The organism is Pseudanabaena sp. 'Roaring Creek', assembly GCF_001402795.1.
Taxonomy (GTDB): Bacteria; Cyanobacteriota; Cyanobacteriia; order Pseudanabaenales; family Pseudanabaenaceae; genus Pseudanabaena.
This window is the reverse complement of the sequence record NZ_LIRE01000724.1, coordinates 1-12,229: the sequence shown is the minus strand read 5'-3', so window position 1 is coordinate 12,229 and position 12,229 is coordinate 1. Positions and strand designations below refer to the sequence as shown.

The following is a 12,229-nucleotide window of genomic DNA, read 5'->3' as shown; positions in this document are numbered from 1 at the left end:
TGCTGATGGTATGGCGACCCCAAGGGATTTTAGGTAATAAAAAGGAGTTAACTTTAAATCGCTAAAAAATCCCAGAAAAATAAGTTGCGGTGCTTCGCACCGCAACTTATTTTTCTGGGATTTTGACAAATTCACACAGCTACAGCTAATACCAATTCACAAAAGTGTTGCCACACTTTTGTAAATTAAAAACTAAATCTAAGTAGCCAGTCGCAATTAAATATAAAACCCAAAAATCTGTGGCGCACACGCAGCGTGCGCCACAGATTTTTGGGTTTTATAAAAAAAAGAGAGTTCGCTTTGCGAACTCTCTTTTTTTCAAGACTTTACTGTCGGATTAGGGAAGTGATTAGTATTTAGGAATTGCAGGATCGATTTGCTCGCTCCATGCGTTAATACCGCCCTGTACGTTGATCCCATCGATGCCAGCTTGCTTCAAAATACCCAAAGCCTTCATCGATCGCCCACCCATTTTGCAATGAGCGATGAGCTTCTTACCGTCTAACAAAGACTTGACCTTGTCCACCCCATTACCATTTTCGATTTCTGGTAAAGGTATTAATACGGTGTTAGGAATTCTGCCGATTTCCCACTCATTAGGATTGCGCACATCGATGATGAGATAATCCGATGCACCCGCATCAATAATCTCTTTAAGTTCATTGACGTTAATTTCGGCGATCGCTTTTTGTGCTTCCATTTCGTTTTCTTGTTGTTGAGGAATGCCGCAGAACATCTGATAATCAATCAATTTCTCGATTACGGGACGCACTGGATTGGGACGCAGCTTTAGTTCACGGAAAGTCATCTTCAAGGCATCGTAAAGCAACAAACGACCACTCAAAGTATTTCCCTGTCCGAGAATGATTTTGACAGTTTCCGTCGCTTGGATCACCCCAATAATCCCAGGAAGAATCCCTAAAACACCACCTTCAGCACAGGAGGGAACTAACCCTGGGGGGGGTGGCTCTGGGTAGAGATCGCGGTAGTTAGGACCACCTTCATAGTTGAAAACCGTAGCCTGCCCTTCAAAGCGGAAAATTGAGCCGTAGACGTTAGGCTTGTTGAGCAATACACAAGCATCATTAACTAGATAGCGCGTGGGGAAATTATCCGTACCATCGACAATGATGTCGTAGGGAGCCATGATCTCCAGAGCATTAGCCGAAGATAGGTGTGTGTTGTAGAGATCGATCTGGCAATAGGGGTTGATTTCTAAGATTCGCGCCTTTGCAGATTCGATCTTTGGTTTACCGACAGTACTAGTGCCATGAATGATTTGACGCTGGAGGTTTGAGGTATCCACCACGTCAAAGTCTACGATGCCAATACGTCCGACACCTGCTGCCGCGAGGTATAACAACAAGGGCGCACCCAGTCCACCCGTACCGATGCACAGTACGCTAGCAGCCTTGAGTCGCTTTTGTCCTTCTACCCCAACTTCAGGCAAGATTAGGTGACGCGAGTAGCGCTCGTAGTCATCTTGGGTGAGTTGAATTGTATTTGGGTCTGGATTGAGCATGATTAAGTAAATCGCACGTTGCTTGCGTTAGCGATCGCTCTTGACCGTTAAAAACTACCTGTTAGGTCGGCTCAACTCAAGAATCGAGCCTACTAACTCAATAATTTAAGGTTGCGATCGCGATCGCCTTTGCTGAATTAGCGTGTTTTGGTATTTCTATTGTAGTTTCCTAGTTTACGCTTTATTGCAATGTTGTATGTTTGTTGCAGTTAAGCTAAACGCTCTAACTACAATCTAAATAGTAAGTAGCTCTGCAAAACTGAAAAGCCTATGCCTCGCGCTAAACGTAGGGTATAGGCTCTGGTTATTCCCATCTAACTTACGATTCAATATGTTTACAAAAGTTTAGATTGCCAAAATTTCAAATGTGACTGAATCTACGCAGTACTATGGAGCTTATGGAAACCCCTTACATCTATTACATTCCCATCTACCCTGATGATGATAATTGCGAAACCCTAATGCATTTATTTATCGGTAAGCCCGGTTTAGATTCGGAAATTATGAGCTTACTCGAAATTCTGGACGATCGCGAGCATAACGGTGAAGCTGTGGACTACGTTCATGAGCTGGAACAGAAATTTGATTTAAAGCGGGTTTCGGTCAGATTCTTGCCCAGAAAACGCGATCGCGGTGCTGTCCCGATTATGACTTAACGTCAGTTCAGGTTAAGCTGGCAAATTTTAAGAACCCAAAAGTAAAAGCCTTGCTAAGCAAGGCTTTTACTTTTGGGCTTTGATAAAGGGTTTGCTACGCAAACCCTTTATCAAAGCCCGTTTCAAATTATCCCGAACTCACGTTATATTTAGGTTTGATATCTAGGATGTCAGGAATCAGGTGTAATGACTAAAACTATTGAGAACAAGCAATTGTCCTCTTTACTAACGGAGCTCAAAGCTAGTTTAGTAAATCTTTATGGCGATCGCTTGTTTTCCGTGATTCTGTTTGGCTCTCAAGCAAGGGGAGAGGCAACTCCTGACTCAGATATTGACGTGATGACCGTCCTTGATGATCCTGTAAATGTAGCTGAGGAAATATATCGAACATCTGATATTCGCTGGAATTTTATGATGGAGTATGAAGAGTTAATTTCCATTATCCCCACTACAAAATCATCTTTTCTAAGTTCTGCAACTTCTTTGATTAGAGTAGTCAAACGCGAAGGTATTGAGCTATGAGTGAAATATATATAGTTCTGCTGTTACGGTTAATGAGATAATTGCTACTATAGTGATAATAGAAGCAATTATATTTATTGCTAAGGTGAGAATAATCCTGTCAAATATGAATTGATTTAAACAGTCAAAACGATTAAACAAATGGTCAATACTAGTAACGATAGTAAGCGTCAAATCAAAATTTATCAAAAGACTTATGCATTACCGATTTTAGGTGGTGAGAGACTTGATAGGTTACAGAATGAAATTCGTATTGACAGCCAAAATTTACAGCGTGGCTATGTTGAGAGTGAAACAACGATTGAAGAAAAAGGCTTTCTCTCCAAAAAGATAATTAAAAAAGTTGTTAAACAGGAACTTAACTTTGAACAACGATTTGCTGCATTAGATAAATTAGTAAAAAACTATGATGCAGTAATTGAGACTCTACAGAAACACCAAGTTGAGTATCAAAACTTCTTTGAGAGTCTGGCAGATGAGATTCGAGAGATCGTTACCCACAAATTTGTCGATATTGCTAATGTAGAAAAAGAACGAAGGGAAATAGCGAGTATTGCTGAAATAGAAAACGATGTTTCTTTATTGCAAATTGCATCATCTCAAAAGACACAGATTCTAGAAACAGCAAAGGAAATGGGCTATGCAGCAATCTTGATGATTAAAAAGCTGGATCTGATGCGTGCAAGTTTAGAAAAAATTGCTAATGATCAACAGACTCAGCGAGATGTTTTAGAAAACATGGTCAAAAAATTGAGCGCTCAAAGAAAAGCTTATGAGGTTCAATTAAAGATAAACCGTTTGCAAGCTGAAGCTGCGGAGTTGACAAAAATCGCATTGAATTTTGAGAACTATATGGAGAGTTTTCTTGGTTCTTTTCAAAAATTGCTAGGTAATGTATCACAGGTAGATAAAGATTTGTCAGTCGCTATGCAGGAGATCCAGCAAATAGCAGAGTTAGCCATGAGTGAGCAATCTGGAAATATTATAATTAATGATCTCCAATCACGAAAAATCCTTGATTTTCTCGTCGCTAGTGATCTCCCCCAATCTCGAATAATAGATACTCTCAAATACTCGCACAACGTAAATAATGAGTTTGAGTTTGACTATAAACTTAATACAGCTAATACAGAAGTGTCGTTAGATACTTGCTTAGAAAACATCCAAACTTACGTTCAGGTTGTTCTTAAATCTGCAATAGAAAATCCAATCGATGATCAGGTAAATACAGAGTCTCTACGTCAACCTGATGCTATAGAGAGTAACCTGCCAAAGCAATCAGATCAAGATGCCTATGATTACTTGCGTAGAGCCAAAAATAAGATAAAAAGAAAGTTCTTTTAAAATTTAAATTAGAACTTTGTTACATACATGTTGATGTTTTTACATTAATTAAAGCTAGATTACACCGAAAATGTTACGAATTACCGAAATTAAACTGCCCTTAGATCATCCTGAAGATGCGCTGAAATTAGCAATTCTCAAAAAGCTACAAATTAAACCAGAAGAATTAACTAGTTATTCCATTTTTAAGCGTAGTTATGATGCGCGAAAGAAAACAGATATTTACTTAGTTTATATCGTTGATGTTGAGACCTCTGTAGAGAATCTGTTATTAGCAAAATTCCAAACAGATTCCCATGTCTCAATCACACCAGACATGAGCTATCAATATGTAGCTAAGGCTCCTAGTAATTTAAAAACTCGTCCGATCGTCATTGGCATGGGACCCGCAGGTATGTTTGCAGGGCTAATGCTGGCGCAAATGGGATTTCGTCCGATTATTTTAGAACGAGGTAAGGCAGTACGCGATCGCACTGCTGACACCTTCAATTTCTGGAAAGGGAGAGCGGCATTTAATCCCGAGTCTAATGCCCAGTTTGGGGAAGGTGGGGCTGGAACTTTTTCCGATGGCAAGCTCTATAGCCAAGTGAAAGATCCCCATCATTATGGGCGCAAAGTATTAACCGAATTTGTAAATGCAGGAGCTTCACCTGAAATTCTTTACATTAATAAGCCGCATATTGGCACGCTCAAACTTGTTGGCATCGTGCAGAACTTTCGCGCACGCATTGAGGCACTGGGCGGCGAAATCCACTTTCAAAGTCGTGTGGAAGCGATCGATATTGACGATCGCCAAGCGAGGGGCGTAGTCCTTGCTAGTGGAGAATATATTGCGAGCGATCGCATCGTGCTTGCTGTCGGTCATAGCGCCCGCGATACCTTCCAAATGCTTTATGATCGCGGCGTATATATCGAAGCGAAACCTTTCTCCATTGGCTTTCGGATCGAACATCCACAACCCCTAATCGATCGCGCTAGATTTGGCGATTTTGCGGGACATAAGATCTTAGGTGCTGCCGATTATAAGCTCGTACATCACTGTCAAAATGGTCGCTCTGTTTATAGCTTTTGTATGTGTCCTGGAGGGCTAGTTGTGGCGGCAACCTCAGAAATTGGGCGTGTCGTTACTAATGGCATGAGTCAATATTCGCGCAACGAACGGAACGCGAATAGCGGTATTGTGGTGGGGATTACCCCTGAGGATTATCCAGAGCATCCCCTCGCAGGAATTGATTTTCAACGGCGATTGGAATCCCGCGCCTTCGAGTTGGGGGGTGGAACCTATGCTGCTCCAGCCCAGCTCGTGGGTGATTTCCTCGCCCATCGTTCCTCCCGTGATTTAGGTAAAGTGCAGCCCTCCTATGCTCCCAATGTCCATTTATGCGATCTGAGCGAGAGTTTACCCGACTATGCGATCGCGGCGATCCGTGAAGCCATTCCCGCCTTTAATAAGCAAATCAAAGGTTTCGCAATGGAAGATGCGATGCTGACGGGGGTAGAAACCCGCACATCTTCCCCCATTAGGATTAAACGCAATGAGAAATATCAAAGCCTAAATACCGAAGGACTGTTTCCCACGGGCGAAGGAGCGGGCTATGCGGGGGGGATTCTATCCGCAGGAATTGATGGAATTAAGGTGGCTGAAGCAGTCGCTTTGAGTCTTCTGTAGCTTCACTGAAGTGCGCCAACACTTCAGTAATACCAAAGCTCAAAATGGCTACGCCATTTTGAGCTTTGGTATAGCTACAGTCACTTGAATTAGGACAAATCAAACCCCAAGAATTGACTGGCGGCGCGAAGCGCTGCCAGTCAATTCTTGGGGTTTATGTCCTAGTAGCTATAAAAACAAAAGAGACAGCGCTATGCGCTGTCTCTTTTGTTTTTATAGCTGTGAAAACCCTTATACCAATTCACAAAAGTGTTGTCACACTTTCGTGAATTAAAAGCCAGACCCAGTAAGGTTTTGAGATTCCCCAAAATAGCAACGCCATTTTGGGAATTGGTATAAGTTGGCAAACTTTAAAAGCCCAAAAGTAAAAGCCCAAAAGTAAAAGCCTTGCTACGCAAGGCTTTTACTTTTGGGCTTTAGTTGGCAGCTACCCGACGGGAAATATTTGTTACAAAATCCATCACAAAACGATCGCTTTGAAATGCCTGAAATGTTCTTTGGCATATTTGTTGCAGGTTATCGAGCGAGATGGGAGATTTACGTAGGTCGGATGGTATTTCGGGCTGCTCTAAATATGCCACAAAGCTCATGCCGCCGACATGGGTTAAGTAGGCAGCAGTAACCGCTTGTACCGATCCACCGATCGCATAGGTGACCGCATTGACTTTAAAACAAGAGGCGATCGCAGAAGTGGCAATTTCTATACAGCCGAGCTGCAATAACTGTTGAGCGATCGTCATTGCATATTGTTGAGCCTGTTTGAAATTTAAGGGGCGATCGTAGGTTTTGGCAAGATCGATCAACATTTGGGTATTGATGGCGGCTCCCGCAAGGAGATCAATCGCGGGAATTGGGTTGGCAAAAACCGTTGTGGCGGCGATGAATTGATAGCGATTGATAATCGTAGTTGCATCTTGGCGGCGTTCTTGCGCGATCGCACCATTGATTGCTTGCCACAAACTTACGATTTGCTGATGGGTATTGGAGATCAGCAAATCCTCCCACTCGTTAGACAGAATTGATTCGATGCGTTCTTTCAAAGCGCTGACATCGGGCGGAAGCTCTTCCCACCATTCCTTTGCGACTTCGTGATGCGCTGATATATGGGCTGGTGAATTGGCTGGCGAATTGGCATGGGCTGAGCTTGAGCTATATTGACGGACTTTGATCGGACTCGGTTGGGCAGAGACCGCTACAATGTCCGTCTCCGCCAAAAATTCGGCGGTGCGCTGCTTGAGCTTCTTGAGGATGCCTTCGCGATCGCTAGGTAAATATAAATCCGTCTTATTAAATACTAGGATTACCCGTTTACCCAAACCCGTAAGATCTTCGAGATCGCGATATTCACTATTAGTCAAATCACCTGCGGTGACAAATACCATCAAGTCCGCATTTCGAGCTATTTGTCGCGATTCCAATTCTCGCTGCTGACCCATTGCCCCCATTTCCTGTGTACCTGAGGTATCGAGGAGCGAAATTTGGCGCTTAAGCTTTGATTCCAAATGGCGATCGCTATGGATCGGATTGATACCAACAGGAGAAAAGTCGATTCCCTGATAGGCATATTCTTGACGGTTTGTGGTTGTCCCGATCTCGGCTCCAGTCTTGCCCAGCTTACGCCCCATTAGGGCATTAAGTACAGAAGTTTTACCCGCCGAACCGGTCCCAAAAATGACGATCCGAAAATGATTTTTTTGGAGATTGCTGGAAATTTGACGAGCTTGGGCATCAAGCGACTCCCGCTCGATCGGATTGGCAATTTTAACGATTGCCTTTTGAATTTGTTCTAGTTCTTTAAATAAAAAACTGCGATCGATAACTTGAGGTTGCTCGTTCGCCGCAGCAAAACTCTTGCGCACATTTGTAAACAAAAGCGTTCCGCCCACCATCATCGTGGTGATGCTCAGAAGATGCCAATCATGTTCTAGCGAAAACAGCGCATTGGCGATCGCCGCAACACTGATAATCCCTAAACCTAACAGCCATTTTTTTGGGAAACTTTTGTGGGACAAGACTGTGCGATAGTTCAGCATTCACAACGTACTCTTCAAAATTAAATTTTAAATATCTTAGTTAAATATCTTAGTTAAATATCTTAGACTTATAGCGGTTTCTCGATGACTGCAAGCTCATTAGCAAGCCAAAAATCAATATCCTCACATTGACTCAGAAAGGAACTGATTTTACGATAAACCTCAAGATGGCAATACAAATTTTATAGCAATCTCAGCCCCTCAGACCGAAAAAGTAGAAGTGCTTGCCAAGTTATATCGTGACAAGCCCCAAAGCCCAAAATAGAGTTGCGGCGCGAAGCGCCGCAACTCTATTTTGGGCTTTATTTCTTAACCACAATGGCTATAGCTACAACTGACAAGTTCATCAATATTTGGTGACTGAGAAGCCCTAATGCTGTGAGAACATTGCTTTAGTCACTATGGTTAGGAACGACACCTACTGTTCTTAGCTTTTACGAATTTTTAAGATATAGGCAAATGCTCAACGGAACGAATATTTTTTTGGTTGGTATGATGGGTGCAGGCAAAAGTACCATAGGTAAACTTTTAGCGCAGAAGCTAAGCTACAACTTTGTCGATACCGATCCCTTAATCGAACAATGTGCAGGCAAGTCAATAACGGATATTTTTACCCATGATGGGGAAGAGCTATTTCGCGATCTCGAACAACAGGTGCTAGCGCAAGTCTCATCCTATACTCGTCTTGTCGTGGCAACAGGTGGGGGGATTGTCCTGCGATCGCTCAATTGGTCGCACCTCCATGATGGGATTGTCGTTTGGATCGATGTCCCCGTCAATGTTCTGCACGAACGGCTTAAAGCTGAATCTGAACATCGTCCCCTATTGCAAACTGAAAATCCGCTCCAAAAACTGACCGATATCTACGAGCAAAGGCGCGATCGCTACGCTCAAGCAGATATTTCGATTATGGTCGAGGCTTCAGAAGCGATCGAATCCGTGAGCGATCGCCTACTAAGCATGATTCAATCGCGGATCGTACCCGATCGACTTAAGCAAGATACTATCGCAACCTAAGAGATAGCTAGGACGAATCAAAGCCCCAAAGATGAGTAGCGGCGCAAAGCGCCGCTACTCATCTTTGGGGCTTTATGGTTTTATATCCTAAGCAAACCTTACATTGCGACAGCCTCGAAACTTGGATCTGAGGAGGTAATTTGCTCCATCTATACTTTCTGGGTTTGCGATCGGAATCTTAGGGATGCTAAGATATCTCTTTCGATTTGCCTAAAATTGGCATTGCCTAAGCTCATGCATAACCTTGCAGGAACAAGAGTACTTGGATAGGCATCAAGGCTCTTAAAAGTTGGGACTAACCGCAAATCTTAGTGCTGATATGACACCATCATCCCCTTCTCGCATACCATCTATAGATACTAACGCTACGATTGATGTGATTGCAGAGATCGAATCTTCCAGCGAACTTCATTCTGCTAAGCACAACACCCACCCAGCTTTATCAAATTTTCAAGAAGCTTCAGAGCCTAGCTCTAGTGCTTTAACCGTAACCAAAGGCGGTAATTTTGCTTCCGTGCTCGCCCCCCTCACTCCCGAAAAGTTTAGTCAGGTCGTGAATGATGTCGAGCAAAGGTTGCGGATTGTCAATCAAACTCTCGGTATGCTCAACACCGATTTTGATGTAATTCTTGATGAAATGCTACAAGCGATTCGGGGCAAAATCGGCGAATTATTATCCGCAGACCGCACCACAATTTTTTTGTTAGATGCTGATAAAAATCAGCTTTGGTCAAATGTCACCGATGAAAAAGGTAAAAACATTGAGATTCGCATTTCCACCGAGCCAACGAGTATTGCAGGCGAAGTAGCTACCTACGGTCAGATCGTTAATATCCCCTTCGATTTTTTTGACGATCCCCGCTCGACTCAGGCTAAAAAGCAGTTTGAGCGAACGGGTTATCGTACTTACTCAATGCTCGCTATGCCCCTACTGAACGATAACGATCAATTAGTTGCCGTCGTTCAGCTCATAAATAAATTACGGGTCACCGATCATTCACTGCCCCTTGAAGAGCGTGTTGACAATATTGGGTTTACCGAAGAAGATCAGGCTCTTTTTGCTCAATTTGCGCCATCGATGCGCTTGATTTTAGAGAGTTCTCAAGCTTTTTATTCGGCCGCCCAAAAACAACGGGCTGCTGATGCACTGATGAAAGCGGCGATGTCTCTCGGACAAAGTTTAGACCTAGAGACCACCTTAAAAAAGGTAATGGACGAAGCTAAGCTGCTGATGAATGCCGATCGCAGTACGCTCTGGTTAATCGATCGCGATCGCAACGATCTCTGGACGCAGATCGTCAATCAGGATGGCACGACTAAAGAATTGCGCGTACCGATGGGCGTGGGTTTTGCGGGTCGAGTAGCCATTACGGGCGAAGTCCTCAATATCCCCTTCGATCTCTACGATCATCCCGATGCCGATAACTCCAAAAAATTCGACCAAGCCAATGGTTACCGTACCTGTAGCTTGCTCTGTATGCCAGTTTTTAACTCTAACAAAGAATTGATTGGCGTGACGCAACTGGTTAACAAAGTGCAGCGAGGAGAATTTCCCGAATACGATCCCTCGATCTGGCCATCACCACCCGAGCGCTTCAAAGCAAGCTTCAATAGTAATGACGAAGACTTTATGAAAGTCTTTAACGTGCAAGCGGGGGTTGCCCTCGAAAATGCGAAGCTGTTCGCGAAAGTGAAGCAAGAACAGCAAATGCAAAAAGATATTTTGCGAAGCCTATCCGATGGGGTAATCTCCACCGACAAACATGGCAAAATCATCGCCGCTAATGAAAGAGCCTACGATCTGCTTGGCGTTGATGATACTTTGTTAGAGGGTAAATCAGTTTACGAGTTGATTAATATCGAAACTGCAAACTTCACAAAATGGTTTGACACTAGCTTGGAAGGTAGCGATGAAAAGAGTCGCAAGCAGTATTATCCCGATCAGACGCTTCGCTCTACCGATGGCGAGCAGCATAGTATTAATATCTCCATTAATACTATGTCCGAAGGTGATGAGGGAGAGGGCGTGCGTGGCGCTCTCGTCGTGATGGAGGACATCAGTCAAGAGAAACGGCTGAAGAGTACGATGTATCGCTACATGACCCAAGAATTAGCGGAGCAGCTTTTAGCAGGCGGCGATGCCAAAATGGGTGGCGATCGCAAAGAAGTTTCCGTTCTCTTCTCTGACATTCGCAGCTACACCACCCTTACCGAGTCGCTTGCCGCCGAAGATGTGGTCATGATGCTGAACGAATATTTTGAAACCATGGTAGAAGCGGTCTTTAATTACAAAGGTACGCTTGATAAATATATTGGTGATGCGATCATGGCGGTGTTTGGCTCGCCCTTGCCGATTCCCGATCATGCGTGGATGGCTGTGCAGACGGCTCTTGATATGCGCAATCGCTTGCAAGAGTTCAATATCAAACGCATCGAAAAACTCAAGCCCCAAAATCAAAAGGAACTCGATATGGCAACGATTAGAATCGGAATTGGGATCAATTCCGATACTGTAATCAGTGGCAATATTGGTTCTACAAGGCGGATGGAGTTTACGGCGATCGGTGATGGTGTCAATCTTGGTTCGAGGCTAGAGGGAGCCAGCAAGCAGTATGGTACGGATGCCATCATCAGCGAGACGACCTATAAGTTCTGCGGCGATCGCCTCTGGGTACGCGAACTAGATCGCATTCAAGTCAAAGGTAAAAATCAACCCGTGAGTGTTTATGAATTAGTCGGATTGAAATCCGATCCCCTCAAGGAAGTTCAACATCGGATTATTGAGCATTACCATGCTGGGCGAGAGCATTACCTTGCCCGCAAGTTTAGTAAAGCTGTAGCTGAGTTTGCTGAAGTTCTAGAACTCGATCATCACAACAAAGCTGCCAATATTCACATTACCCGTTGTCAGCATTTCTTGCTCAATCCTCCTGAAAATGAATGGGATGGAGTATGGAGAATGACAGAAAAATAATACCAATTCCCAAAAAGGCTTTGCCTTTTTGGGAATCGCAAAACCTTACTGGATTTGTTTTTTAACGTGAGTTCGGGATAATTTGAAACGGGCATTGAGAAAGGGTTTGCGTAGCAAACCCTTTCTCAATGCCCAAAAGCAAAAGCCTTGCTTAGCAAGGCTTTTGCTTTTGGGCTTTTAAAATTTGCCAGCTTAACCCGAAATGACATTTTTTTAATTTCCCGAAGTGTTGACTCACTTCAGGGAATTGGTATAAGAGCTTAACTGGCGCATTCTCTCCCATGCTGGCGCAATATTTCCATGAGTTCGTCACGATAATCATGAAATATAGCAGTAGCCAGTTATGTTAGGACAAAAACAAAACCCAGAAGAGTGCTGCGGTGCAAAGCACCGCAACACTCTTCTGGGTTTATAGCTATATCTTGTGCCTTTTAACGGAAGCAATGCGATCAGGAAGATTGACAGGTTTATGCTGTAGCTAGCAACTGCTAT

General features: G+C 43.6%; 8 protein-coding genes. 6 read left to right on the top strand and 2 right to left on the bottom strand.

Going from position 1 to position 12,229, the window contains the following annotated elements; genetic code table 11:
- Positions 1-349: 349 nt before the first annotated feature.
- Positions 350-1,522 carry a molybdopterin-synthase adenylyltransferase MoeB gene (moeB, locus tag AC805_RS21270; protein WP_055077257.1) on the bottom strand — a complete coding sequence of 391 codons (1,173 nt, stop codon included), beginning with the start codon at positions 1,520-1,522 and terminating at the stop codon, positions 350-352.
- A gap of 398 nt (positions 1,523-1,920) precedes the next feature.
- On the opposite strand from moeB, the gene AC805_RS21265 reads away from it, so the two are divergent.
- The 4 genes from AC805_RS21265 to AC805_RS21250 all read left to right on the top strand — a co-directional run bounded on the left by AC805_RS21265 (position 1,921) and on the right by AC805_RS21250 (position 5,713).
- Positions 1,921-2,178, top strand: a complete 258-nt coding sequence (locus tag AC805_RS21265) for a hypothetical protein (RefSeq protein ID WP_055077258.1) — start codon at positions 1,921-1,923, stop codon at positions 2,176-2,178.
- Between the two features lie 186 nt (positions 2,179-2,364).
- A complete protein-coding gene (locus AC805_RS21260; RefSeq protein ID WP_055077256.1) occupies positions 2,365-2,700 on the top strand; it encodes a nucleotidyltransferase domain-containing protein in 336 nt (111 codons plus the stop codon).
- Between the two features lie 141 nt (positions 2,701-2,841).
- Positions 2,842-4,044 (top strand): hypothetical protein, encoded by a 1,203-nt coding sequence (locus AC805_RS21255; RefSeq protein WP_055077255.1) that lies wholly within the window; start codon positions 2,842-2,844, stop codon positions 4,042-4,044.
- Between the two features lie 70 nt (positions 4,045-4,114).
- A complete protein-coding gene (locus AC805_RS21250; RefSeq protein ID WP_055077254.1) occupies positions 4,115-5,713 on the top strand; it encodes an NAD(P)/FAD-dependent oxidoreductase in 1,599 nt (532 codons plus the stop codon).
- Positions 5,714-6,129: 416 nt separating this feature from the next.
- On the opposite strand, the gene AC805_RS21245 is transcribed toward AC805_RS21250, so the two are convergent.
- Positions 6,130-7,746, bottom strand: coding sequence for a YcjF family protein (locus tag AC805_RS21245; RefSeq protein ID WP_055077253.1), 1,617 nt, complete (start codon positions 7,744-7,746; stop codon positions 6,130-6,132).
- 459 nt (positions 7,747-8,205) lie between these two features.
- Between AC805_RS21245 and AC805_RS21240 the strand changes: the two genes are divergently transcribed.
- Both AC805_RS21240 and AC805_RS21235 read left to right on the top strand, forming a co-directional pair.
- The gene (locus AC805_RS21240; RefSeq protein ID WP_055077252.1) at positions 8,206-8,763 is read left to right on the top strand and encodes a shikimate kinase; all 558 of its coding nucleotides are present in this window, start codon (positions 8,206-8,208) and stop codon (positions 8,761-8,763) included.
- Between the two features lie 319 nt (positions 8,764-9,082).
- The gene (locus tag AC805_RS21235; RefSeq protein WP_055077251.1) at positions 9,083-11,737 is read left to right on the top strand and encodes an adenylate/guanylate cyclase domain-containing protein; all 2,655 of its coding nucleotides are present in this window, start codon (positions 9,083-9,085) and stop codon (positions 11,735-11,737) included.
- Positions 11,738-12,229 lie beyond the last annotated feature (492 nt).

What these genes read in the sequence shown, in the direction of transcription:
- moeB (WP_055077257.1), bottom strand. Translation starts at nt 1,522, where the DNA reads ATGCTCAATCCAGACCCAAATACAATTCAACTCACCCAAGATGACTAC.
- AC805_RS21265 (WP_055077258.1), top strand. Translation starts at nt 1,921, where the DNA reads ATGGAAACCCCTTACATCTATTACATTCCCATCTACCCTGATGATGAT.
- AC805_RS21260 (WP_055077256.1), top strand. Translation starts at nt 2,365, where the DNA reads ATGACTAAAACTATTGAGAACAAGCAATTGTCCTCTTTACTAACGGAG.
- AC805_RS21255 (WP_055077255.1), top strand. Translation starts at nt 2,842, where the DNA reads ATGGTCAATACTAGTAACGATAGTAAGCGTCAAATCAAAATTTATCAA.
- AC805_RS21250 (WP_055077254.1), top strand. Translation starts at nt 4,115, where the DNA reads ATGTTACGAATTACCGAAATTAAACTGCCCTTAGATCATCCTGAAGAT.
- AC805_RS21245 (WP_055077253.1), bottom strand. Translation starts at nt 7,746, where the DNA reads ATGCTGAACTATCGCACAGTCTTGTCCCACAAAAGTTTCCCAAAAAAA.
- AC805_RS21240 (WP_055077252.1), top strand. Translation starts at nt 8,206, where the DNA reads ATGCTCAACGGAACGAATATTTTTTTGGTTGGTATGATGGGTGCAGGC.
- AC805_RS21235 (WP_055077251.1), top strand. Translation starts at nt 9,083, where the DNA reads ATGACACCATCATCCCCTTCTCGCATACCATCTATAGATACTAACGCT.